The organism is Paenibacillus phocaeensis, from assembly GCF_900021165.1.
GTDB lineage: Bacteria > Bacillota > Bacilli > Paenibacillales > Paenibacillaceae > Fontibacillus > Fontibacillus phocaensis.
On the sequence record NZ_FCOQ01000029.1, the window covers coordinates 1 to 22,430 of the forward strand.

Annotated in this window: 24 protein-coding genes; 6 read left to right on the forward strand and 18 right to left on the reverse strand. The window is 55.3% G+C overall.

The window, feature by feature from the left end; all coding sequences use genetic code 11:
- The 7 genes from BN3795_RS26175 to BN3795_RS18440 all read right to left on the reverse strand — a co-directional run.
- Nucleotides 1–168: putative immunity protein (locus tag BN3795_RS26175; protein ID WP_408635051.1), on the reverse strand; the 168-nt coding region annotated here is incomplete at its 3' end.
- A gap of 74 nt (nucleotides 169–242) precedes the next feature.
- A complete protein-coding gene (locus BN3795_RS18415) occupies nucleotides 243–662 on the reverse strand; it encodes a VanZ family protein (RefSeq protein WP_068786160.1) in 420 nt (139 codons plus the stop codon).
- Between the two features lie 6 nt (nucleotides 663–668).
- Nucleotides 669–1,298, reverse strand: coding sequence for an NUDIX hydrolase (locus BN3795_RS18420; RefSeq protein ID WP_068786161.1), 630 nt, complete (start codon nucleotides 1,296–1,298; stop codon nucleotides 669–671).
- Nucleotides 1,299–1,327: 29 nt separating this feature from the next.
- Nucleotides 1,328–1,888, reverse strand: coding sequence for a DEAD/DEAH box helicase family protein (locus BN3795_RS18425; protein ID WP_068786162.1), 561 nt, complete (start codon nucleotides 1,886–1,888; stop codon nucleotides 1,328–1,330).
- Between the two features lie 79 nt (nucleotides 1,889–1,967).
- Nucleotides 1,968–2,537, reverse strand: a complete 570-nt coding sequence (locus BN3795_RS18430; protein WP_068786163.1) for a GNAT family N-acetyltransferase — start codon at nucleotides 2,535–2,537, stop codon at nucleotides 1,968–1,970.
- 240 nt (nucleotides 2,538–2,777) lie between these two features.
- Nucleotides 2,778–3,341 (reverse strand): GNAT family N-acetyltransferase, encoded by a 564-nt coding sequence (locus BN3795_RS18435; protein ID WP_068786164.1) that lies wholly within the window; start codon nucleotides 3,339–3,341, stop codon nucleotides 2,778–2,780.
- Between the two features lie 10 nt (nucleotides 3,342–3,351).
- Nucleotides 3,352–3,861: a GNAT family N-acetyltransferase gene (locus tag BN3795_RS18440; RefSeq protein WP_068786165.1), complete on the reverse strand. Its 510-nt coding sequence runs from the start codon at nucleotides 3,859–3,861 to the stop codon at nucleotides 3,352–3,354.
- A 209-nt stretch (nucleotides 3,862–4,070) separates the two neighbouring features.
- Here BN3795_RS18440 and BN3795_RS18445 point away from each other — a divergent pair, with 209 nt between their 5' ends.
- Complete coding sequence (locus BN3795_RS18445) at nucleotides 4,071–4,868, forward strand: glycoside hydrolase family 16 protein (RefSeq protein WP_232729975.1); 798 nt, start codon at nucleotides 4,071–4,073, stop codon at nucleotides 4,866–4,868.
- Between the two features lie 145 nt (nucleotides 4,869–5,013).
- Here the strand turns inward: BN3795_RS18445 and BN3795_RS18450 are convergent, their stop codons facing one another.
- Nucleotides 5,014–5,478: a hypothetical protein gene (locus BN3795_RS18450; protein WP_068786166.1), complete on the reverse strand. Its 465-nt coding sequence runs from the start codon at nucleotides 5,476–5,478 to the stop codon at nucleotides 5,014–5,016.
- A gap of 230 nt (nucleotides 5,479–5,708) precedes the next feature.
- Between BN3795_RS18450 and BN3795_RS18455 the strand changes: the two genes are divergently transcribed.
- Nucleotides 5,709–6,695, forward strand: coding sequence for a GNAT family N-acetyltransferase (locus BN3795_RS18455; RefSeq protein WP_198524764.1), 987 nt, complete (start codon nucleotides 5,709–5,711; stop codon nucleotides 6,693–6,695).
- 14 nt (nucleotides 6,696–6,709) lie between these two features.
- Here BN3795_RS18455 and BN3795_RS18460 read toward each other — a convergent pair whose 3' ends face one another.
- The 5 genes from BN3795_RS18460 to BN3795_RS18480 form a co-directional block, all read right to left on the reverse strand.
- A complete protein-coding gene (locus BN3795_RS18460) occupies nucleotides 6,710–7,357 on the reverse strand; it encodes a pentapeptide repeat-containing protein (protein ID WP_068786168.1) in 648 nt (215 codons plus the stop codon).
- Complete coding sequence (locus BN3795_RS18465) at nucleotides 7,357–8,211, reverse strand: nucleotidyltransferase domain-containing protein (protein ID WP_068786169.1); 855 nt, start codon at nucleotides 8,209–8,211, stop codon at nucleotides 7,357–7,359. Before BN3795_RS18465 ends, BN3795_RS18460 begins: the two co-directional genes overlap by 1 nt.
- A gap of 12 nt (nucleotides 8,212–8,223) precedes the next feature.
- The gene (locus BN3795_RS18470; protein ID WP_068786170.1) at nucleotides 8,224–10,452 is read right to left on the reverse strand and encodes a DEAD/DEAH box helicase; all 2,229 of its coding nucleotides are present in this window, start codon (nucleotides 10,450–10,452) and stop codon (nucleotides 8,224–8,226) included.
- The gene (locus BN3795_RS18475) at nucleotides 10,449–11,798 is read right to left on the reverse strand and encodes an ATP-binding protein (RefSeq protein ID WP_068786171.1); all 1,350 of its coding nucleotides are present in this window, start codon (nucleotides 11,796–11,798) and stop codon (nucleotides 10,449–10,451) included. Before BN3795_RS18475 ends, BN3795_RS18470 begins: the two co-directional genes overlap by 4 nt.
- A 67-nt stretch (nucleotides 11,799–11,865) precedes the next feature.
- Nucleotides 11,866–13,644 carry a TerB N-terminal domain-containing protein gene (locus BN3795_RS18480; RefSeq protein ID WP_068786172.1) on the reverse strand — a complete coding sequence of 593 codons (1,779 nt, stop codon included), beginning with the start codon at nucleotides 13,642–13,644 and terminating at the stop codon, nucleotides 11,866–11,868.
- Between the two features lie 125 nt (nucleotides 13,645–13,769).
- Between BN3795_RS18480 and BN3795_RS18485 the strand changes: the two genes are divergently transcribed.
- A complete protein-coding gene (locus BN3795_RS18485) occupies nucleotides 13,770–14,492 on the forward strand; it encodes a M50 family metallopeptidase (RefSeq protein ID WP_068786173.1) in 723 nt (240 codons plus the stop codon).
- On the opposite strand, the gene BN3795_RS18490 is transcribed toward BN3795_RS18485, so the two are convergent.
- Together BN3795_RS18490 and BN3795_RS18495 are read right to left on the reverse strand one after the other, a co-directional pair.
- Nucleotides 14,489–15,127, reverse strand: coding sequence for a hypothetical protein (locus BN3795_RS18490; protein WP_068786174.1), 639 nt, complete (start codon nucleotides 15,125–15,127; stop codon nucleotides 14,489–14,491). The two genes, BN3795_RS18485 and BN3795_RS18490, sit on opposite strands and share 4 nt — an antisense overlap.
- Before the next feature lie 8 nt (nucleotides 15,128–15,135).
- Nucleotides 15,136–15,954, reverse strand: a complete 819-nt coding sequence (locus tag BN3795_RS18495) for a VOC family protein (protein WP_068786175.1) — start codon at nucleotides 15,952–15,954, stop codon at nucleotides 15,136–15,138.
- A gap of 215 nt (nucleotides 15,955–16,169) precedes the next feature.
- Here BN3795_RS18495 and BN3795_RS18500 point away from each other — a divergent pair, with 215 nt between their 5' ends.
- Nucleotides 16,170–16,868 (forward strand): HD domain-containing protein, encoded by a 699-nt coding sequence (locus tag BN3795_RS18500; protein WP_068786176.1) that lies wholly within the window; start codon nucleotides 16,170–16,172, stop codon nucleotides 16,866–16,868.
- A complete protein-coding gene (murI, locus tag BN3795_RS18505; RefSeq protein WP_068786177.1) occupies nucleotides 16,849–17,628 on the forward strand; it encodes a glutamate racemase in 780 nt (259 codons plus the stop codon). The genes BN3795_RS18500 and murI overlap by 20 nt, the downstream gene beginning before the upstream one ends.
- A gap of 96 nt (nucleotides 17,629–17,724) precedes the next feature.
- Here the strand turns inward: murI and BN3795_RS18510 are convergent, their stop codons facing one another.
- The 3 genes from BN3795_RS18510 to BN3795_RS18520 all read right to left on the reverse strand — a co-directional run bounded on the left by BN3795_RS18510 (nucleotide 17,725) and on the right by BN3795_RS18520 (nucleotide 20,593).
- Nucleotides 17,725–18,270, reverse strand: a complete 546-nt coding sequence (locus BN3795_RS18510) for a GNAT family N-acetyltransferase (protein WP_068786178.1) — start codon at nucleotides 18,268–18,270, stop codon at nucleotides 17,725–17,727.
- A gap of 422 nt (nucleotides 18,271–18,692) precedes the next feature.
- The gene (locus BN3795_RS18515; protein WP_068786179.1) at nucleotides 18,693–19,535 is read right to left on the reverse strand and encodes a Gfo/Idh/MocA family oxidoreductase; all 843 of its coding nucleotides are present in this window, start codon (nucleotides 19,533–19,535) and stop codon (nucleotides 18,693–18,695) included.
- Nucleotides 19,532–20,593, reverse strand: coding sequence for a Gfo/Idh/MocA family protein (locus BN3795_RS18520; RefSeq protein ID WP_068786180.1), 1,062 nt, complete (start codon nucleotides 20,591–20,593; stop codon nucleotides 19,532–19,534). Before BN3795_RS18520 ends, BN3795_RS18515 begins: the two co-directional genes overlap by 4 nt.
- 232 nt (nucleotides 20,594–20,825) lie before the next feature.
- Here BN3795_RS18520 and BN3795_RS18525 point away from each other — a divergent pair, with 232 nt between their 5' ends.
- Nucleotides 20,826–22,403, forward strand: coding sequence for an FAD-dependent oxidoreductase (locus BN3795_RS18525; protein ID WP_068786181.1), 1,578 nt, complete (start codon nucleotides 20,826–20,828; stop codon nucleotides 22,401–22,403).
- Nucleotides 22,404–22,430: the final 27 nt, after the last annotated feature.

Sequence of the window (22,430 nt, forward strand, 5' to 3'; positions counted from 1 at the left end):
AACCGCCAGCCGCGGCCGCGGATCTCCCGGCCGCTCCGCCTCGAAGCAGGCCAGCACGCGTTCAGCGCAATCCGCCGCCCACAACGCCAGCGTCCGCTGATCCGTTTGCTCCGCTTGGTCTGCAATGGAACGTTTGATTTTCGCGTCGACAAATCTCCTGGATTCCAATGTGGATTTTTCCCTCCCCCAAGAACACTGCTAGGCGAACATACCCCAATAGAAAATAAATAGGCTTGTCTCGGCTAACGCCGCAAACGATTATATATATTATATATGCCGACGCCCAACAGAAAACCCGCCGCGTTTAAGATCAGATCATCAACGTCGAAGCTGCCTCTCTTAAATACCAGTTGCAAGCCCTCAAGGAACACGACTCCCAGCAAAAAAAGAGAAAGCATCCGCCACAGCTTTCCTCCAAGTACGATCGGCATCAAAAGGCCGAATGGCACGAACACGCCGATGTTCCCGATCATGTTGACAAGCCAACGGCCCGACAACAAGTCCCCTGACCGAAGAAATTGGCGGATCGTAAAAAAAGGCTTCACATTGTACATATAAGTATCGTGCGGGACTCGGCCGAAACCAAACAGCATCCAGTAGGCCACCAATAAGGTATACCCGACGAGCGCAAGCAAGGCCCACCTTTTATCTTGCGGTTTCATCCTCAACTACCTCTTTTCGATCAGGTCAAACAACAATTGATAGTATTCGTCCGAATTGGGCGTAAAATCCGCCAGACGCCATACGGCCTGTTCTTCCCTCAGCGCCCCGCTGGCTGCATCCATGGAAACTCCGGCGGACGTCAGTTGATCGCGTTCCCCGCGGCGCAGCTCCTGAAAATCCTGCAATCCAACCCAATATAACCCCGTCAGCTCTTCTGTCTGGATGCGGTAATCCAGCAATGGCCGATCGCTTTCGTAGATAAATACATGATTCAGCTCACGGTCGATGAGATGAGGCGAGAGAAGATGCTCCTGGGCTACCCTTCCGATATAGGTCAACTCCTCAACCGGAACCGCTAATCCCAGTTCCTCCTCCAGCTCGCGAACCCCGTCCGCGGGAGCTTCTCCAGCTTGCAAGTGCCCCGCACAGGAAGTATCCAGCAGGGAGGGGAATACCTCCTTGTCGGGATGGCGACGTTGAAACAGGAGATAGACCCCGCCCCTAACCTCTCGCTTGATGATCCAGCAATGAAAGGTTTGATGCCACAGCCCGTTCGCATGTACCTCCTGCCTGGAGGCGGTGCCCAGCCTGCTCAGATCCTTGGTGTAGATATCGAAAATTTCAGTATCGCTCATGCTGTCCTCCAAGTAGGTTAATCTCGAAATTATAACTGAAACCGCTCCTGAATCATTCGAGCCACCTCGTCCGGGGAGCGGAAGGTATTGTTGATTTTGATATAGTTCGGCTTCCGGATCTCGCCGTCCAAAGAGTTCAGCCGATGGTTTTCTTGAGTCCGAAGCAGGTCCGTTTCGGAACGGGCTAAATTTCTTTTGGTTGGTTTATGCAGCAAGCGGTGCGGATCCCGATTGCGGATCAGTCGCTCTTCCAGATCGGCCTCCAGTTCGACGTATACTACTTCTCCGCCCTGGGATTCAAAAATCCGGCTGATATGTTCAACGTATTCCCCGTCGGCTGGCAGATCAAACGCCCAGACATAGGTGAAGATCAAGCCCGGTAGGTCGCTTTTGGCTGTTTCTTCGAAAATCTCCTCTCGGAATAGGCCGACCAGCCGCTTCCCCGCAGGGGAGCCGTAGTCAAAAAAGTGCGAGACCAACTCTATGGTCATATGATTATGAAACAGCTTCAGTCCCGTAAGCTTCTCCAGTTCCTGACCCACCGTCATCTTTCCCACGGCCTGCGGGCCGAAAATAATCACTAGCTTCATCTAGGCTGCCTCCCCTTGGCATATATAGTTTGACCCGGCTCCTCCTTAGCGTTGGGCCGGGCCATGAAGCATCAGGCTGCTAGTTCCGACGGGGCAGCTTGGCATCCAGATAGGTGGTCTTGCAATCGTCCCGCAACATCTCCATATAAATCTCATCAAAGTACGTCCCATTTACGTAATAACTTTGCGATCGACGGCCAAAAACACGGAACCCAGCTTTCTCATAGCAGCGTATTGCCGGTTGGTTAAATTCGAACACGCGCAGCATGATGTTGTTGAGGTTCAGGATTTTGTACCCGTATTCGCAGATTAGCTGTAACGCCTCGGTTCCGTAACCCTGCCCCCGGTGCTCCTCATCTCCCAAGAAGATCCCGACCTCCGCCACGCGGCGGACCAGATCAAGGGCAAACAAGGAACAATTTCCGAGCAATTGGTCTTCGTCCAACCGGATGATTGCAAAATTTTGGCCTTCTTTGACCATGTCGTCCAGAATGCCCTGCTCCCGTGGCAACCCAATCACTTCGCGGGGGGAGCCAAGCCGGACGGATACGGAAAGATCGTTAATCCACCGGGTATACGTCTCCACATCCTCCGGATTTACGGGGGACAGATACAACCTGGGCCCCACCAGCTTCTTGAAATACTTCATTGGTTAACTCCCTTTCTTTCCTGCTCTTTCGATGACCTTCGTGCCGGCAGTAGTATCTTAGCAGGCCCGTTTCCCTTAGTGGAAAATAATATCATAAGATGGCCCAACAGGATACCGTTCGGCAGACCATTCCAGCCCGGATGGGCGGGTGATTCTCAGGGCAAGCTTCGTCTCTCGCCCGCCGACTCTGCCGACTCTTTGATTAAACAAGATAGGCTTACTTTCTTCGTCAACAAATCTCTAGTTGCTTGCGTGGTCAATCCCAATCCCTCCCTTATCCTCAAATTCCCTTGATAAAATCGAATACTGATAGGAATCCCGCCAGCGCCCCTTATGCCAGCGATGTTCCCGAAAATGGCCTTCATACTGCATCCCGAGCTTCTGCATCACTTTGGCGGAGCCTTCATTTGCCGGACGGCAGGTCGCATAGATCCGGTGCAATCCCAGGTCCTGAAAGCCCATCCGCATCATGGCACGGGCCGCTTCCGTTGCATAACCCTGCCCCCAAAACGATCGATGGAAGCAGTACCCCAGCTCAGCTTGCCGTGCCCCCGCCAGGATCAAGCTGCATCCGCCAATCAACTGACCGGTCGTCTGCAGGATCACAGCCAACTCATACGTATCACGCGGTACATCGTCTTGCTTCTGGATCGCTTGCCGCAAGAAGTCCCGCGTCTCCTCCGACGTATTCGGTCCCCATAGCATATGCTCCACCACCAGTGGATCGGCGGCATAAGCATGTGCCGCTGGTTCATCCTCCCATGTATACTCCCTGAGTCGCAAACGCTCCGTGTTCAATTCCATCTTCCTGCCCTCACTCCCTCAGTCGCAATGCCATGTAATCTTCGTCGAAATATACTCCGTCCCACTTCAAGGCCCTCCGCTCGGTTCCAAAGGTCCGAAAACCGACCGATTCGTAGAGCCGGCGGGCCTGGCCGTTTGCGGATACTACCGTTAAATTCAGCTGCTCCAACCCGTTCAGTTGCTTGGCTCTGACAAGGAGCTCCCGCATCAGCGCTCTGCCTACCCCTTTGCCGCGCATCCCGGGAGTAACGTACATTCCAAACACATTCCCTTTATGCCGGATTTTAGGGGATTTATCGCGAATAAAAGTAACGATACCCATTAAAGTCCCGTGCTCGTCGAACGCCCCCAGCACAAATCGGTCCTCATCAGGTCTGATGCGATCCTCTACAGTTTCGAGCGAAAAGGCCGCTTCCCGTTCGTAGGTCGATCCGAAGGCTTCCGGGTTGTCCTTCAACCCATGCAGCCGGAGGGATTGATAGATCGCCGCCTCTCTCTCCTCCAATATTCGCAGATTCATAATGTTGCCCTCCGTTTTAGTTCTGGTTGATACAAGAATACCAGAACCAAATTCATTTGAAAAACCTTCCAAAAATTAGTTGTAAATATCACCTTTAAATGGTAATATATACTATGATAGCGCTATCATATATCAATCGAAATCGGTTTAGTATGAACATCGCACGTGGCAGGTTAGGCCAAACCATTCATTTTTAAAGGAGCGAATTCATGATGCTAAAACGCGGTAAACCGATTCTCCTCATTCTGCTGCTTGCTCTCCTGGTCGTTTATGTCCCTGCTCCCACCCCCACACACGCGGCCCCCAACTGGAAGCTGGTCTGGAGCGACGAATTTAACGGTTCTTCTCTCAATCGTGCGTATTGGACTCCGGAAATCGGCACCGGCACGAACGGCTGGGGCAACAACGAACTTCAATATTATACTGACCGGCCGCAAAACGTGAAGGTCACCGGCGGCAATCTGGTCATCACCGCCCAGCGGGAAAATTACAATGGGAGAAACTTCACCTCGGCGCGAATCAAAACCCAAGGATTAAAGAGCTTCACTTACGGCAAAATCGAAGCCCGAATTAAACTGCCGACTGGACAAGGCCTATGGCCGGCGTTCTGGATGCTGGGACAGAACATCACTTCGGTCAACTGGCCTTATTGCGGCGAAATCGACATTATGGAACGCGTAAACCACAACGCGTTCGTCAACGGCACCGTCCATTGGGACGCGAACGGATACGCCTCTTACGGCCGGACCTCCGGCAATCTGGACTTCTCCCAATTTCACACCTACACCATAGAGTGGGACTCCCGTTATATCCGCTGGTTCGTGGATGGAGTCCAATATAATGAGTTCTATATTGCCAACGGTACCGGAAACACGGAAGAATTCCAGAAACCGTTCTTCCTCCTGCTGAATCTCGCCGTCGGCGGCAACTGGCCGGGCAGCCCGGACGGATCTACCCCGTTCCCGGCCCAAATGCTGGTGGATTATGTACGGGTGTATCAAAATTAAGCCCGCTGCTTCTCCTGCACTTGAGAATGGGGCTGCGGATACCATCGCTTCCAAAGCCAGCGGTTTGGTGACGGCGCGGCGAAGGTGAACTAGGCAAGAACTTCGAAGTTGAAGGGGCGGAATGGACTTCCGCCCCTTCCTCAGGTTATTTCTCTTGAAGGAAATGTTGGATCCTCAAGCTTGCAGGGATATGCCCGATCCCAAAAATCAGACTGCAGACCATCAAAGGGATGGAGTGCAGCACCAGCGATGCGCTCACAAAATACAGAATTGGCATGACAGCCATCGGTACCGGAATTCCCATCAGGGGAGCGTATAATGTGCTGTATTGCCGATCCCCCAGAAAATATCGAATCCAGCCAACACCATAGAAGCCTAAACTCAGGAGCATCAGCACGAGAGCGAACCATTCCAAGCTCCCCTCGACACGGATGACTGAGAATAACGGAAGTATCGTAACACCGATACGTCCGATGCCTTCGGCGGCTCGGAAGATCATGCGATCCTGGGGTACATGTAAATCGGAAGTAGGCTTCGGAGGCCAAACGATAAACCCCAAATTTGGGAGCAACACCACGGCTGGAACGATTAAGCTGTACACATGCACCATAGGATAATAAGCTCACCTGCTTCCCTCTTGCTTTCCATTAGCTTAGCAAAGTTTAACTTGCGGCGATGTGACTTGCATCCCTCTGCTCAGGCTCAGTCGATGATCTGATGGAGGTATTTCGACGAATCAGCTCGAGCAGGAATTTCTACTTATATCCAAACCTTCCCCTCCTCATAGCCGATTGGCGTGAGATAATGACAGAAGATTCGATCAAATTAGGGGGTTATGGATTGACAACGTACACGATTCGGAAGATGCGGAAACCTGACGATTATGACGGAGCAGCCAAGCTTATAAATGTGATTGCATCGGAGCCTACGTCCGGGAAGGAATTAGCGGAAGAAGACGCCAAGATCCCGCCGGGCCAGCTGGATTATAACGAAGAAGGGAAACTGACGGGCTGGGATCATCCTAAATGGGTGGCCGAAGACGAGCAGGGGCAGGTCATCGCTTACGCGCATGCTTGGCGCGCTCCTTGGACGGAGCCAGGCGAGCTTATGTTCACCCTCGTCGTGCAGCCGGAAGAGCGATTGAAGGGCGTTGGGCGCGCGATTTACAATGAGGTTCAGCGCTGGTCCGCCGAAGTCAAAGCCAGTCGCCTGACAATTTTTATGAGGGATAACGATGCCGCTTCCTTGGCATTTGCAGAACGCCGCGGGTACTTCAGGGAGCGCCATACATTCGAATCCGTACTGGATTTGGCGGCTTTCGAAGGCGGCAATCTGCTGGACGCGATTCCTGCGGCCCGGCGGACCGGCGTCGAATTCATCACGCTGGCGGATGAGCCCGGCGAAGCAAGCGAACGCAAGCTGCATGAGCTGTACGAGGCAACTCACCGAGATATCCCCGGATTCTCCGGAAGCTTCCCTTGGTTCGAAGAGTGGAAAAAATGGAGTATCGACCAGCCCGGCGTCCGTCCCGAATGGATCCATATCGCCAAAGACGGGGACCGATACGTCGGCGTCGTGACGCTGCAGCAAAACGAGCAAACGCAGGCGATGTACCACGAGTTCACCGGCGTGCTGCAGGAATACCGCGGCCGGCATATCGCTCTGGCCTTGAAGTTGCAGGCGATCCAGACGGCGTTAAGCTGCGGCGTGCCTTACCTGCGGACGCATAACGATTCCATGAACGGTCCCATGCTGCGCATCAACCGTGATTTGCTTGGTTTTCGTGCCGAGCCCGGCAGTTATAAGATGGTATTGGAGCTGGCGTGATCGCCGAGTCCGTTTTAATATTTTACGATCAAGCCAAGCAGTTTGGCAAAGCCGATGGCCTGCTCCTGAGAAACGGTGCAGCCTGCCAGAGCATAGGTCGGGATATCCACGCGTTCGAACGTGCAGGTGCTGATATCCATCCCCTTCAAGGAAGTGTCGTTAAAATCGGCCTCATTCAGATCAGAGCTTAGCAGCTCCACCTCCTTGAATTTGCAGCCGTAAAAATTCGCGTTCTGCAGGGAACAATCCTGAAATCTCACCTGCTTCAAGGAGGCTTCCACAAGATCGCTTAAATTCATGACGCAACGCTCGAACGTCACGGACCCTGCATTGACTTTGGACAGGTTCAGCCCCGTCAACTTGCAGTCCTTGAAATGCACCCGATGGATGATGGCTTTCTCCAGCACCGCGTTGGACAAATCGCAATTTTCCAGTACGACGTCGGTCATGTCCATCCGCTCGAAGACGGTACCGGCAAAGGAACAACCCCGGAGCAGCACCTTGGATAAGATGCATTTTTCCAATACCCCATGCTCATAGGAAGCACCGGCCACGGTTGCTCCAACCAGCTCATGGTCCTCATCGCCCAGCAGTTCATCCCAAGCGGCTTCCCTTAAATCGGCTGTGAGCTGCGGGGTGTTCATTTTCGATTTTGCGGCCATCAGGATTCCTCCCCAAGCGGCGTCTTCGCCAATTCGTTCACTTCATCCAGCAAGGTTCGGAGCTCGCGGATGCTTTCGCGGATTCCCGTCGGATCCGGTCCGATCCGTCCGTAAACCAGATCTATTCGTTCCTTGTAACGTTCCGGTCGGATGGCGAATGATTGGATGTTACGCACCGCCTTTTTCTCATTCAGGCAATAGCGGCCGTTTATAGCATACAATGCCTGGTTGAGGCTGGACACACTCCGAAAAGCATGCCCGGCTACGTAAGAGACATCGTCATGATCCGCATTTGCTTCCATGAACATCAGGGAAAAGCCGGCTTCAAACAGAAACTGGCGCAGCATCCCCTCTCGCAGTAGCGGCGGATAAGGAGAAGTCCGGGCCTTCAGCCGGGCCAACCGCTCCTCCCGTTCCCACAGGATTCGGCATTCCGCCACCTCCCCCATATACATGCTGTTCAGGAACGCATGGGGATGCCCGGTTTGGTACATCATTTGGACTCTGCCTTCGCAGCAATCCTCCACTGCCTTTTGGACCACCGTCATACCCCGATACAATAAATCAACGTGATATCCGCCGATAATGAGCCAACCGCCTCCATTGACCCCCGGCCCCCATTCGCCGATCCCCGTCATCAGATCGCTGCGGTGCTGATCGTCAAGCTCCGTCGCGATTTGACTCAACCCGGCGATATCCAAATCATTCTCGCCCTCATAGTAGAGGCCGATGTCGATATCCGAATCGGGACGATGGGTGCGGGTTGCTCGCGAACCTCCCAGCACAATGGCCTTAATGCCTTGCGTTTCCTGCAGACGGTTAACGATACGTTCCAATATAGGTTCAATTCCCATAGTTGCCCTCCTCTACTCGTTAGTATTCCCCGAGCGAATTTCATTTGGCTCCCCTGCGGCTTCCAACACCTCAGCCAAACCCTGCACATCCAGCCCGTCCACGGCAAAAGCGCGCCGCACCAGCTCAGGCGGCACAAACTCATCATATTTGCCCAGGTAAGGAGCTTCCGACGCCGCCAACAGCGCCTCCGGATGAGGTACGGAAGCGAGCTCGGCCCGAATGGCCGATAACAGCTCCTTGGCCCCTGCTCTCCCCGCGACAACCATATAATACGGCTCCATCGGAACGACCTGACGCAGCCCCATCGGCTCCGTCAAGTTATGCTTCAGCAGGCGTTCCAGCGTACGGAATTGCTTGCTTCCTGCCCACGGCAAAATAAACAGCGAATCGCCCCCCGCCGGAATGACGGGACTGTTCAGCAACCCGCTTTCCCGGGCTAACCGGCGCGCCCGCTCCAAGCGGTTGGCCGCACCCGGGGCGAGGTAAGGGTACAAAGTATGCTCCTCCAACACCTGACGCATCTTCTGCATCACCCGGGTATGGACATCTCCACCGGCGCCGAGCCAAAGCGTATCCACCTTGCCGCGGGAAGATTTCACGTACACCGCCTTATGCTTGCTGTCCACTTCCTCGACTTTCCACAGCTTCCCGGCCAGCGAGAAGCAATATCCGGGCGGCGGCACGGTGGTGATGCTGCCGATTTCCTCGGACCCGTTATAGACGACATGCTCTTCATCGTCCTTAAAGACCGCATAGAAACGGAAGTTATTCACCACCTTCTCCCCGCCCAGTCCAATAATCAGCGTGCCTTCTTCCGTCTGCTGAATATGGTCGGTCTGCAGCAGATACTGCAGCATCCCCTTATATTCCTCAGGTTCGATCCCGCGAAACGCCGGCAACGTCAACACGGACCGAGCCAAATCGGCCGGTTCCGCTTCGCCGATGCTCTTCAGCGTGCTCATCGTCTGATGATACAACACCCCCACCGGCTTCTTCCGCAACGCTACCGGCTCCACCCAGCGTTCGCGGACATACAGCTCGATAACGGCAATCGCCCGCAGCAGCATCCAGGGCATTCGGGCAGGCAATTGGGCGTCCTCATCCTCTTCCTCTGCACAAAGGAACATCATCTCCGACGCCTGATCGCCGCGCCGGCCGGAGCGGCCCAGCCGTTGCACGAAGCTGGAGCAGCTGTACGGTGCGCCGAGCTGGATGACCCGCTCAAGCTCGCCAAGGTCGATGCCGAGCTCCAGCGTCACCGTGGCCGCAGCGACCGCCGGGCCGGGACCGGAGCGCAGCGCGGCCTCGGTCTCCTCGCGCAGCATCGCGGAAATGCTGCCGTGGTGGATGTGGAACACGTCACGCTCCTCCCGCTTCGCCGCAATCCGGCGCAGCTCCAGCGTAGTCAGCTCGGCGTCGGTGCGGCTGTTGGTGAAGACGAGCGCTTTTTTGCGATGGGTGTTGTCATAGATGAAGTTATAGTACTTCTGCTTCGCCAGCTCCAGGTGTTCCGCTTCCCGTTCATCCCGGGCGTCCGGGAAGGAGAAGTGCTCGACCGACAGCTTCAGCTTGCGCCCGCCCTGCGGGGAGACCACCTCTACCGGCTGCGGCGTCCCCGCCCCAAGCCAACGAGCGGCAATCTCATAATCGCCGAGCGTTGCCGACAAACCGATTCGCCTCGGCGTACAAGAAGCCATCCGCTCTAACCGCGTCAACTGGCTGATGACCTGAATCCCCCGGTCGGCCCCCATAAAGGCGTGCACCTCGTCGATCATGATATACCGAAGGTCATGGAACAACGCCGGAATCGCGTTCGGGCGGTTCATAAGCAGCCCTTCCAGCGATTCGGGGGTTATCTGCAGCACGCCGCAGGGGCGCTGCATAAGCTTCGTTTTCTCCGCTTGCGCGACGTCGCCGTGCCAATGCCAGACGGGGACTTCCCCGTCTCGAAGCAGTTCCTTGATCCGCTCGAACTGATCGTTGATCAGCGCCTTCAGCGGTCCGATGTAGAGAATGCCGACGGACTCCGAAGGCCGGTGGTAAAGCTCCGTAAGCGCAGGGAAAAAGGCCGCCTCCGTCTTCCCCGACGCGGTCCCCGAGGCGATCAGGAGATGATGCGGCGTATCGATCAGCACCCGGCAGGCTTCAACTTGGGCCTCCCGCAGCGAGTCCCATTTCTTGCGGTAAATGTATTCCTGAATAAACGGCGCCAATCGGGAGAACGAATTCGCCCCGCTCATAGCTCAAACTCCGCCAAAAAGTCGTCCAGCTCGTCGGTTGCGCCTTTGTTCTTGACGCCGCCTGGGTTCCCGGATGCCGCGTATTCCTGCTCCCGTTCGCCCATCAGTTCCTCGAACGACAAGGCGGGCTGCTGATGCAGCAGGTGCAGCACATCCATGAAATCGCGCACGACCTCCCGGGTCGTCAGCAGCTCTTCAGCCCCAAGCCGATTCACCGCCGCCTGCATGAAGGCGATCAACTGCTCATCGCTCAGGCGCATCTCATACCCGAAATGCAGCGCGTGAATCTCGCGCAACCTCTGCAGCAACAGCAGGATCTCCTCATGCGACAGCATGTCCAGCTTCAGGATCGGCGAGGTATACGAACGCCGCGTTCCGCTGCTGTAACGCCCGTCCATCAGCCGCGAACGCAGAGCGTCGTAGCTGAACAATCCCCGGCGCTCATCCTCTACAAACTGCGGCGTTCCGCCCAGGTAGATCCCGAGATACTGCGCTTTACCCTGCATCGTATCGTTGAACATCGTCAGCAGCTTCTCGTAATTGCTTTGGCGGGAGACGCTGTTCGTGATTTTGTACAGATTCACTCCCTCATCAATGAACAGCAGCAGCCCGCGATACCCGATGCGGACCGCAAACTCCGCCCACAGCTTCATATAGTCGTACCAGTTATCATCGTCGATGATGACGCCGACGCCCAGCTCCTGGCGCGCCTCCGTTTTGGTCGGTACCTCGCCGCGCAGCCAGCGCAAGGCTGCCGCTTTCCGGTCATCATCGCCCAGCTTGTATCCCGACCAGTAAGCCGCAAGCACCTTGGCGAAGTCAAATCCGTGTACAAGACTCTGCATCTCGTTCGTCACCGCATAGATCCGCAGCTCGACCGCATCATGCAGTTGCGGATCGCCGGGACGCAGGCCGGTGGCCTGCATTTGCTCCTGCTGGAGGGCGGCGATCCACTTCTGAAGCATCGTCTCCAGCGCGCCTCCGTCGGGCCGCGTCCGGGTAGAGAGATGCATCATCAACTCACGGTAGGTGGCGAGCCCCTGCCCTTTCGTGCCAACCAACCGGCGCTCCGGAGACAGATCAGCGTCCGCTACCACAAATTCGCGGTCCATGGCGTAATTGCGGATCATTTGAAGCAGGAAGCTCTTGCCGCTCCCGTAACGCCCCGTGATCAAGCGAAAAGCCGCTCCGCCTTCCGCAATATTGTCCATGTCCTGCAGGATCGATGCCACCTCCGGTTTACGCCCGACCGCGATATGCTCCAGCCCCACCCGCGGCACGACCCCCGCCGTCAAGGAATTGACGAGCGCCGTAGTCAGCCGCTTCGGAATTTGCCCCTGTTTCATGCGAGATCACCTCATCCTCGTTCCAAACTCTTTCATACACTTATCCTCTATCCTTCAGCGCTTTCGCTTAGCGTTGGGTTGAAAGCCATTCGTCAAGCTCAGCGCGATAATCGTCCACAACTTCATCCCCGTCAATGAGAAGATCCCCGATCCGCTCCATCGCCAGTTCATTGATTTCATCCATCAGCAGTTCGGGCATGGAGCCGGCCCGCTCGGCGATGGCCTGGCGTTCCGCCGGGCCGTGCCCCAATCGTAAGGCCGCCAGCATCTGGGTCTGGGGCGCGGAGAGGCTTCCGAACAGGTCCAACCATGCTTCCGGCAGATTCGCCTTTGCCATCGCCCCGCTCCCGGTCATCCCGGCATCAGGGTGTTCCTCCATCGACGGCAGCTTAAGCCCTTCAACCTCCCCTGCCGGAATCGGGGGTTGCGTATCGACCGCCGCCATCTCTGCCTCGTCTCGGAACGAGACCTCACTTCCGGCTAATCCCGTGATCTCCTCCGGCTCCTGCGCATACCCCCGTTCAAAATCAAAGGCCGGCTGCAGCGGTTCGGCGGCTGGGGAGGTTCCGTGCAGACCCGCCAAGCGCTCCGGCGGCAAACCGGGCGCTTTCGGCGCGAACGCAAACGTCAGCTCCTCGCTGAGCAGCAGATCTCGCACCTCGTTGGATTCCTGCTGCAGCTTGCGCAGTTTGGTGGCGTTGATTTTCACCTTAGGCGTTCGTGCCCTTGCTTCTTCCGCCTTCCGCCGTTCAAACTCCTTGTTCAGGTATCGGCCGACCAGCTGTTCAATCTCCGGCCCCACGTCGATCCCCCGCAGCTTGCCTTTCACTCCGGACAGCTCGCGCAATTTGTTCTCCGTCAGGCGCACGAGCTGCGTCAAGAACGCGCGCAGGGGCGGATGCCCGCTGTAGGGCAAGACAGAGACCGTCTTGGTGCGCCCATATAAATCAGGGTCGTACACGGCGCTTCGGAACAGATAGCGGGATACCTTCCTCTCTGCCGGCTTAAACAGCTCCAGAATCCGGATTCCCTTGCTCCTTAGAAGATACCCGTCCACCAGCGAGATGACCTTCGGTACGAAATTCCGCATGTCCTTGCGCCCTTGCTCAAGGTAGAAGCGACTCTTCTCCACGTCATAATCGACGAAGGTCATCAGCAGCTCCCAACTCAACTCCAGCGGGTCGGCCGTAAGCCTTCTGCGCCACTCCAGCTCCTTCAGCTCCATTGACAGATTTCGCGGGAGCTTGGCCATCGGCTCCACAGGCGGTTCCTCCAGTTGGAACACCAGGGCGAGATCGTATAACCATTCCCGCACGTAAAGATCCAGTTTGGGGTAACGCTGGCGGTACTCCTGCCAGACCCGTTCCATCCGAGCGTACCCCTCGGCGGGCTCCGACCAGCCAACCCCGTGGATCAGCTCGTACAAATAGACAAACAGATAGGACAGATCCGTGTCCGGATAACGTCCGGAGCGAACCTCCCCGCGCCAATACAGATACCATTTCAACTGCCTGGGCTGCATTTCATCATAAGTTGGCCAGTAGGTCTGGAAAGGAACAAACTCTGCCCTCTCTTCTACAGCCTCCTCCAGTTCTTTGGCTCTCTGAACAAACTGCTGCTCCCGGGAAATATAACGGAAATCCTGCTGCCAGTCCGTATCGCGCTCCCAAATCTCCGGCGCCACAACCCGGCTCACCGGCTCCGACCTGCCGCTGCCGGGCTTCGTGACCTCATCCACTTCCAATTCGGCGAAAGCCCATCGGTGATCCGGGTTCGTCTGCCGCTCCCGATTCCTATGTAGATGTTGACTCCAATAACCGCGTACTTCGTCCGCTCCGTCGTTCATCGTTCCACAACCTCCGTCACGACCATTATACCATCGAAGCGAAAATTTGTTCGCCTTTTGAATACTATTTTGCCCTCCCTTATAATGAAAAGCAACTGCAAGTTGCCGGGGAGGGCGAAAGTTTGATGAATAAATGGCTGAAGGCCTTGTTATTTCTGGTCGGGGCGGCGATATTGACCCGATTGATCCCGTTTTCCGACTGGTTCCGCATGCTGGATACGATGGTTCATGAGCTGGGCCATGCGATCGTTACTTTGCTCGCGTCCGGACAGGTGCTCCGCATTGAGCTGAACCCGGACCACAGCGGCGTCACCTACTCGGTGCTGGCCTCGGGCTGGAGCCAGCTGGCGGTATCCTTGGCCGGTTATATCTCGGCCTCCCTGTTCGCGGTAGCCATGTTCTTCGGCTACTCCCGTCAGAATCAGGCTGCCGGTCTTGTCCTCATCAGCATGATGGCTCTGGTATCGCTGCTGCTGTTTGTCCGCTCAGGGTACGGACGGGGATGGTTGATCCTGTTTCTATTCATCAACGCGGCGTTTTTCTTACTTGGGGGACGAATTCGCAATTTTTATTACCTGCTGCTGGCGTTCTTGTGCTTGGAGGAATCGGTGATGGGGCCGGTCACGCTGCTGCTGAATTCCATCGTTTCTCCCGGTCAAGCCGGAGACGCCACGAGCCTGGCCAGGCTCACGGGAGTTTCCCCCTTGGTGTGGTCATTGATCTTCCTGGCGATATCCCTGGTTTGCGCCTTATCCGCATTGCAATTGTATTGGAATGACCGGAGACGGAGCCGGGAGAGGAGAAGAATGAACGGAGCAAGCTCGGTGCGCCGTGAATATTGGCTTTAACTGTCCTTCATAATCGTACATCGCAGCACATGGACCTCCTGATTCTCTCGGATCATGGCATCGACATCATCGCTGGATTCCACATGGTCCTTGCCCTTATTTCTCACGATCACGCCCAAAACGGCGGTTTCATTAGGGTTTACGGTAGCTTGCTGCATGGAGTGGGTCATCACACTATCAAATTCGCCTTCGGGGATTTCCGCTTTGGAGCTGACGACGTTTCCTTTCTGCCTGAAAGCAAGGGTCCAGGCTTCGACCCCGTCACTCAGGCCAAGGGTCGTATAATACAACCTGAAGGATGGATCGCTGCTCTGATCCAGTGAAGTTTCCGTCCCAAGTACGGATCCTTTGCTTACGCCATTGACGTACTGATCGATCCATAAATGCACCCGATCGGCCCTTGTACCTCCTAAATTCACATCAAATATCATCGCATTCCCGGTTCCTGCCGCTTTCAGAACGGCATATTCTTCGTTCTCCATCGGCAAGGCTTGAATGGTAATGGCGCCGGTCTCCTTCTGCGGTAGATGATTATCCAAGTTCACCGTCTCCGAGCGGCCCGCTTCACACCCCGTGAGGACTAAGAAAGCCAGGAGAAAGCAGGCTACGATGGGGTTGATGATGAAATTTCTCATTCTGCACCTCACAAACTGCTGATATTTAATCGGTTTCCGTCCGGATCGTAGAAATGAAAACTAACCCATCCCTGTGTCAGAAAACCGCCGATCCCGGAGGTTTCGATCCTGCGTTGTTTTAAATATTGATGATATTTGAAAAAATCCTGCCGATCCCGAATCCAACATACCGGTTGAACCTGACCGTCTACTTTCCCGGCATAAGCCTCTTGGCTTTGTTGTTCAAGCACCCATAGCGCTTTCTCCTCGGAGCGATTCAGCTTCATCTCCATCACCGCATAACCTTGGGCAGGTTGATGCTCAACGCATTTCATGCCCAGGTGCTGTCCGTACCACTGAACCGACTCGTTTAACCGGCGGACTCCCACCCGAACCCAGGAAGGCGCCAAATCAGAAGAAGGCAGGGATAAATCCTCCTGGAGCGTTAAGCGGATGCCTTCGGCGGTAGCCCATACATCGAAATACCTGGTTTTAGGTCCTGAATATACGGCTGAAACCCGCACCCCCTCGGTCACAAAGGTTCGGCGCAAACGCTCCAATTCCCGGGTTCGAAAGCACAATCGAAGCTGGGGTTCCACGGTTCCGCGCTCGGCGTAATGATGAGGAAGCCGGGTCTCCGTAAGGTATGTAATCAGCCAGGTCCCGAAGTCCATCTGCGTCATTTTGCCTTGGGAACAGCGGGGATCGACCTTCCAGTCTTCTTGCCGAAGCACCTTCCAGCCGAAATAGGTTTCCAACCACTTCACGGCCGGGTCATGATTATCCCACAACACATCAATATAGGGTCCGTCAAAATACAGCTCAGGTATCTCCTTGCTCGTTGACATGGGAAACCTCCCTTATCCACCTATTTCCAATCCTATTATCCCTGAACCTGTCCGAATGTGAAAGGAAAATATTCGCAAGGAGCGCCGCTTCCTTCTGAATCTTTGGTTCATATAATGCGACTGGGTATAACAAAACAAGTTTAAAGAATGGCGATTTTGAGGTAAGATGGTATTCGATGTTTCTATGAGCTGGAAAATGGAAAGGAACGGTGCAGATGGACCGGCAGCAGCAAATCATTCAACTGGCCGAACAATTCGTGCAAGAAGTGCATAGAGGCGATGGAAGCGGGCACGACTGGTGGCATGTCCACCGAGTTCGGAATACGGCTCTCGCCATCGCACGCAAAGAGCAGGCGGATTTGTTCGTTTGCGAGCTGGCGGCGTTGCTCCATGACGTGGCAGACGAGAAGTTGAATCCGACCAAGGAAGCGGGATTGCATCGGGTTCGCAGCTGGCTGGATGAACATGTCGGGGAGCGGTCCGTTACCGGCGAGGTCATGGAGATTATTTCTACGATGTCTTATAATGGCGGCAAAAATCCTCCGATGTCCACGCTGGCGGGACAAATCGTTCAGGATGCCGACCGGCTGGATGCCATCGGTGCCATCGGGATCGCCAGAACGTTTGCCTTTGGAGGCTCCAGAGGCAGATCCATGCATGAACCGGGACAGGATTTCTCGGATTTGGATTATCGCAGCCGCGGGAAAACAACGATCTATCATTTCTACGAAAAGCTGCTCAAACTGAAAGACTTGATGAATACCCGGCATGCCCAAAGACTGGCCGAGTCGCGGCATGAATATATGCTGCGTTTTCTGGAGCAGTTCTACCGGGAATGGGATGCCACCGATGAACAACAGGATGAACAAACCACAACAAATTCAGGTGATATGAGTGAGAATCGCATTTTTTGATTCAGGCATCGGCGGCTTGACCGTGCTGACGGAGGCGATGAAGAAGCTGCCGAACGAAGATTTTCTTTATTTTGCCGATACGCTCCACGTGCCTTACGGGACCAAGACGCTGCCCGAGGTGAGGCGGTATGTCCAAGAATCGGTAAGTCTCATCATGCAAGATGAGATTAAAGCTCTGGTCGTTGCGTGCAATACAGCAACCAGCGCCGCGATCGAAGAGCTCCGGCGCCTGTACCGTATCCCGATCATCGGCATGGAGCCGGCCGTGAAGCCGGCCGTCAAGCGAAGCCAAGCCGCCGGTAAGCGCGTCTTGGTATTTGCCACTTCATTGACATTAAGCCTCTCGAAATACACCGACCTGGTAGCCCGGGTGGATGACCACAAAGTGGTGGATTCCATGCCGCTGCCGGAGCTGGTGCAGTACTGCGAACAGCTGCAGTTCGATCGGGAAGAGATCGAGCGTTATTTTCACCGCAAGTTGTCCGGCATTGATCTGGGGCAATACAGTACGATTGTGCTGGGGTGTACGCATTTTCCCTATTACAAGCGAATTCTCCAGCAAATCCTGCCGCCCCATATCGAGCTGATCGACGGCAGCCAGGGAACGGTAGAGCGGCTGTGCACACTGATCGGCAGCTCAGCTCCTCCTACTTCGGAGTATACGGGACATATCGAGTTCAAATGCTCGGACGAAAACCCGGTTTATCTGGACAAAATGGCGCGGGCGCTGGACTATCTGCAGACGCAATATGCCCTATAGTACGCGGTCATGTGTGAAGCCTTGTCTTGGCGATGAAATCTATCGCTTCGGACAGGGCTTTTTTGGCGTCGTGTAGACGGGAACGGGGAGTTTGCTTTACTCCATCTCTTCATTAAATCGGACCATGTGAAGGTGATCTTCCCATTTCCCATTGATCTTCAAGTATTTTCTTGCTATGCCCTCGTTCTCAAACCCCAGTTTCTCGACCACGCGAAGTGAAGCCTGGTTCCTCGGCATGATGTTGGCTTCAATCCGGTGCAGGCACAGATCCTGGAACGCATGGCGCACCACCGCTTCGAGCGCTTCGGTCATCAGTCCCTTTCCTTGCTCCTGCTCATCGATCTTGTAGCCCAGATGGCAAGATTGAAACGCGCCTCTTACGATATTGCTCAGCGCCGCCGATCCGATGATCCGGTCACCCAGGAACATCCAAAATTTGCAGAGCGATCCTTCACGGATCTTCGCAGCTTCGTCCTGCAGAATTTCCTGCTGAACCTGGGAAGTATAGAAGTCCTCCGATCTTAGCGGCTCCCACTCTGCTAGGTAGTTTTTATTATGTACGACAAACGCCAGAACCTGATCCGTATAGGTCTCATCGATCATCCGGAGCGTCATGCGTTTCGTAGAAATTTCATTTGTCATAGTTAAACCTTTCTGATCGATTGGCAAAGGGTTGTGCCTCGATCTAGCCTAGTCCCAGTGCGACCAGGCTACATGCGACTAATAGAGTTAGCTTCTTCATAAATCCTCCTTGAGGTTGGGCGGCTGACTTCCTGCCCCACTTTCAGATGATTGTGGGCAGGGAGTCAGCCGTCCGAGGCCTGCCCCTGCTGTAACGCTTAGGAGCAACGCTATTTGCTGCAAAATCCCGTCCTGTAAAATGTAACGCTTGTCAGAGCGCTTATTCACCTCTTTTCAGGCTGAAAAGGTTGGTTTTGCGCCAAATAAGACTCCATATCAGCGTTAGAGATGGAATTCCCCTCCTGAGGTCCAAATAAGACTTCTGGCAAGCGTTAGCGCTCCCCCCACCTTTGGAGCAGGCCCCTGAGAAATGAGCTCCGTGATCAGGAAGACGGCAAATCTAGCCAGGTTTCCGGCATTTCCGCCGCCTTCAATCCGTACTCAATCAGGGTGATGACGGCAAGGGTTTCCGCTGGATCAACGGCGGGCTGGCCGGTTTCAAAGAACGTCACCAGATTGCGGATAAACGGCTCGAAGAAGTTGGAAGTTGCAGATGCCTGCGTGAAGGTTCCGTTGTCGTATTTGAGACCCAGCGTAAAAGGGCAATTGTCCCCCAGATGGTGGATCGAGGCGCGGCGGCCTTCTCCGAAGTCGATGAGCAGTGCGGGAGAATCCGCCGTTCCGGTATACATCACGCGCTGCGGATCTGCCCCCATCAAGCGAACGATCGGCTCAATTTGATGGATCGAGTAATTGGTAAAAGCGCCGGGCCCCCAGCTGCTGATCGTTTGAATCCCCGCTGGCTCGAGCTCTGCGTATTCGCTGGCAAAACGCAGCGCGGACGTCGAATACATCGGTGTTCCGTGCTGCGCGGCCCATTCGAATAGGCGAACCGCCGTCGCCCGGTCCGGAGCAAACGTCTTGTCGATGTAGGTCGGCTTGCCGGACCGCAGCGGCAACTGGGACAATTCTTCGTGAAACTCCGGATTGTCGGGAGACAACACAATCAAGTAGTCGCTCCGCTCGACGACGTCTTGGATGGAGGGCAGTTGCTCGATTCCATGCTCCTTACACCACGCCTCGTTCGTGCGCCCGTTCTCTTTGTCTCTTTTTCCGTACGCATAGGTCACCTTCATGGCACCCTCCGATGCCTGCTCAATCCAGCCGGGATATTTGTCCGCATGAAACTGGTCGAGGTGCAGGTCGATAAACCCGATTTTTCTCATGGGATAACGACCTCCTCCCCCTTGTCGGACGAGTCATATATCGCCTGAATGATCTGGGAGGACTTGATCACAGTATCGATGTGCGAAGGCTGCTTCTCTCCGGTTCGGATGCATTCCAGAAAACCGTCGATTTCCTGCTGATACATATTGCCGGAGGTGAATTTCGGCGTCGTTTCGGTCAAAGCCCCGTCCGTTGCGGTGAAATAAGTAAAGTCCCCGCCATAGTTCAAGCGGATGCCGCCCTTATCACCCAGGAAGTCGATAAACATCTCCTCGACCCCGATGTTTTGGGCCCAAGCCCCGTTCAAGGAGATCGTCGGACCTTCGGTGCGGATCAGCGCGGTCACGAAATCGTCGACATCGTACGTCCCGTTGTAGTCCGGCGGTCCGGCCCACATTTTGAGATACGTGTAGCTCGACATGTCTTTTCCCAGTTTGGAGTAAGCCTGGCCTGTGACGGTTCTGGGCTTCGGATCCCCCGCGCAATACATCACGATGTCGAGAAAATGCACGCCCCAATCGATCAGCGCGCCGCCGCCGGCAATGGACTTCGTGGTAAACGCACCGCCCAAGCCCGGGATCGAACGGTGGGAACGGAAGCTGGCGTATACATGGTAGACCTCGCCGAGATCGCCGTTTTGAATCATTTTTTTGATGCGGTTCACGCTTTCGTTGTACCGGTTGACCACTCCGATATTCAGCACTTTCCCCGTCTCGTGCTGCACCTTCTGCATCTCCAGGGCTTCCGCATAGGTGCGGGCTGCCGGTTTCTCGCACAGGACATGCTTGCCTGCCCGCAGGCATTCGATGGCGATAGAAGCGTGCGAAGCGTTCGGCGTACAGATGGAGACCGCCACAACTTCCGGATCTTCCACAACCTGCCGGTAATCCGTAATCGCTTCGCCGCATTCGTATTTGGTCACGGCGGCTTCTGCCCGCTCTTTCAGGATGTCGCAGAAGTACTTGATTTTGACGTGCTCATGAGCCAAGTAGGACGGAATATGAGCGTGGTTCGCAATCGTGCCGCAGCCAATCACGGCAATGGTCATTGGGTTCATCGGCTTACCTCCTGCTTACATGGATTCGTGTCGATTCAAGATCAAGTCTATGATAATTCCAGCATACCAGATCCGACGTCAATTGGGGGAAGGGAAGTCGCGAAACTACATGAGATTACCATAAAAGGTCACCCGCCTCCCGTACCCCTCCCCTGCCGGACCCTTTACAATGAAGGCAACCCTGGCATTTTAACGCCTAGTTTCATAAATTTGAGCCAAAGGAGCACATGCGATGAAACGCGAAATGCAGGCAGATGTCGTGATTCTCGGGGGCGGAACCGGAGGAACCGCCGCAGCCCTGGCCGCGGCGGCTTCCGGCAAAACCGTCATTATGACGGAGGAGACGCGCTGGATCGGCGGACAGTTGACCAGTCAAGCCGTTCCTCCCGATGAGCACCCCTGGATCGAGCAATTTGGATGTACGAGACGTTACCGGAGCTTCCGCGAGGGCGTCCGCCGGTATTACCGGGACCACTTTCCGATGACGGCGGCGGCGCGGGCCCTTCCCGAACTGAACCCCGGCAGCGGCATCGTCAGCCGGATCAGTCATGACCCGCGCGTCGGCGTAGCCGTGCTGGAGCAAATGCTGGCGCCATACATTCACAGCGGAAAGGTGACGATTTTGTACAACTGCCAAGTCCGGCAGGCCGAAACCGCTGGAGATGTTGTGAACAGCGTTACAGTACGTCATCTCGGCAGCGGAGATGAGTGGGTGCTTCAGGCTCCGTTTTTTATCGATGCGACCGAGCTTGGCGATTTGCTGCCGCTCGCGGGGATCGAGTATGTGACCGGCGCGGAATCCCAAGCGCAAACCGGAGAACCCCATGCAGTGGACGGGGATCCGGCACCTCAGGACATCCAGAGTTTTACTTACTGCTTTGCCGTCGATTATACGGAGGGGGAAGAACATCTCATCGACAAACCCGCAATGTACGATTTCTGGCGGCAGTATAAGCCTGATTTCTGGCCGGACCGATTGTTAAGCTTAACCGGCGTGAAGCCCTCCACAAACGAGCCGGTGGAATATGCTATTTTCCCGGACGAGGGAGGCAAATTCCCGTTGTTTCAATATCGGCAAATTCTCGATCCCGCCCATTTTGACAGCCGCTTCGGATTCCATCCGGTCTCCCTGGTCAACTGGCCGCAGAACGATTATTGGCTCGGCTCCATCATCGACGTTCCGGAGGAGGAAGCCGCGCTGCATCTCCACCAAGCCAAGCAGCTGAGCTTGTCGCTGCTGTATTGGCTGCAGACCGAAGCCCCCCGGCCGGACGGCGGTCAAGGCTACCCGGGGTTGCGGCTGCGCCGCGATGTCGTCGGGACGGAGGACGGGCTCGCCATGGCTCCCTATATCCGCGAGTCCAGAAGAATCCAGGCGGAGTTCACGGTGCTGGAGCAGCATGTCGCCACGGATTCGCGGCCGGACGGTACAGCCGAAGTGTTCCCGGATTCCGTCGGCGTCGGCTGTTACCGCATTGATTTGCATCCGAGTACAGACAACCGGCCTTATATTGATATCTCCTCCTTGCCCTTTCAAATTCCGCTGGGCAGCCTGATTCCGAAGCGGGTCAAGAACGTGCTGGCCGCGGGCAAAAATATCGGGACCACCCATATCACAAACGGCTGTTACCGCCTTCATCCCGTAGAATGGAACATCGGCGAGGCGGCGGGGAGCTGCGCCAGCTTCTGCTTGGACCGCAACCTCTTTCCAACCGAGGTTCGAAATCATGAAGGAACCTTATCCGACTTTCAGCAGCGGCTCATCCAGCAAGGGATCGAACTGCAATGGCCGAAGCTGCGCCCGGTTTGATTCGGGAAGAGCAAATGCCAGCCTGCG

Excerpts from the sequence above, each read along its gene's own strand:
- BN3795_RS18415 (WP_068786160.1), bottom strand. The coding sequence starts at position 662 with ATGAAACCGCAAGATAAAAGGTGGGCCTTGCTTGCGCTCGTCGGGTAT.
- BN3795_RS18420 (WP_068786161.1), bottom strand. The coding sequence starts at position 1,298 with ATGAGCGATACTGAAATTTTCGATATCTACACCAAGGATCTGAGCAGG.
- BN3795_RS18425 (WP_068786162.1), bottom strand. The coding sequence starts at position 1,888 with ATGAAGCTAGTGATTATTTTCGGCCCGCAGGCCGTGGGAAAGATGACG.
- BN3795_RS18430 (WP_068786163.1), bottom strand. The coding sequence starts at position 2,537 with ATGAAGTATTTCAAGAAGCTGGTGGGGCCCAGGTTGTATCTGTCCCCC.
- BN3795_RS18435 (WP_068786164.1), bottom strand. The coding sequence starts at position 3,341 with ATGGAATTGAACACGGAGCGTTTGCGACTCAGGGAGTATACATGGGAG.
- BN3795_RS18440 (WP_068786165.1), bottom strand. The coding sequence starts at position 3,861 with ATGAATCTGCGAATATTGGAGGAGAGAGAGGCGGCGATCTATCAATCC.
- BN3795_RS18445 (WP_232729975.1), top strand. The coding sequence starts at position 4,071 with ATGATGCTAAAACGCGGTAAACCGATTCTCCTCATTCTGCTGCTTGCT.
- BN3795_RS18450 (WP_068786166.1), bottom strand. The coding sequence starts at position 5,478 with ATGGTGCATGTGTACAGCTTAATCGTTCCAGCCGTGGTGTTGCTCCCA.
- BN3795_RS18460 (WP_068786168.1), bottom strand. The coding sequence starts at position 7,357 with ATGGCCGCAAAATCGAAAATGAACACCCCGCAGCTCACAGCCGATTTA.
- BN3795_RS18465 (WP_068786169.1), bottom strand. The coding sequence starts at position 8,211 with ATGGGAATTGAACCTATATTGGAACGTATCGTTAACCGTCTGCAGGAA.
- BN3795_RS18470 (WP_068786170.1), bottom strand. The coding sequence starts at position 10,452 with ATGAGCGGGGCGAATTCGTTCTCCCGATTGGCGCCGTTTATTCAGGAA.
- BN3795_RS18475 (WP_068786171.1), bottom strand. The coding sequence starts at position 11,798 with ATGAAACAGGGGCAAATTCCGAAGCGGCTGACTACGGCGCTCGTCAAT.
- BN3795_RS18480 (WP_068786172.1), bottom strand. The coding sequence starts at position 13,644 with ATGAACGACGGAGCGGACGAAGTACGCGGTTATTGGAGTCAACATCTA.
- BN3795_RS18485 (WP_068786173.1), top strand. The coding sequence starts at position 13,770 with ATGAATAAATGGCTGAAGGCCTTGTTATTTCTGGTCGGGGCGGCGATA.
- BN3795_RS18490 (WP_068786174.1), bottom strand. The coding sequence starts at position 15,127 with ATGAGAAATTTCATCATCAACCCCATCGTAGCCTGCTTTCTCCTGGCT.
- BN3795_RS18495 (WP_068786175.1), bottom strand. The coding sequence starts at position 15,954 with ATGTCAACGAGCAAGGAGATACCTGAGCTGTATTTTGACGGACCCTAT.
- BN3795_RS18500 (WP_068786176.1), top strand. The coding sequence starts at position 16,170 with ATGGACCGGCAGCAGCAAATCATTCAACTGGCCGAACAATTCGTGCAA.
- BN3795_RS18510 (WP_068786178.1), bottom strand. The coding sequence starts at position 18,270 with ATGACAAATGAAATTTCTACGAAACGCATGACGCTCCGGATGATCGAT.
- BN3795_RS18515 (WP_068786179.1), bottom strand. The coding sequence starts at position 19,535 with ATGAGAAAAATCGGGTTTATCGACCTGCACCTCGACCAGTTTCATGCG.
- BN3795_RS18520 (WP_068786180.1), bottom strand. The coding sequence starts at position 20,593 with ATGAACCCAATGACCATTGCCGTGATTGGCTGCGGCACGATTGCGAAC.
- BN3795_RS18525 (WP_068786181.1), top strand. The coding sequence starts at position 20,826 with ATGAAACGCGAAATGCAGGCAGATGTCGTGATTCTCGGGGGCGGAACC.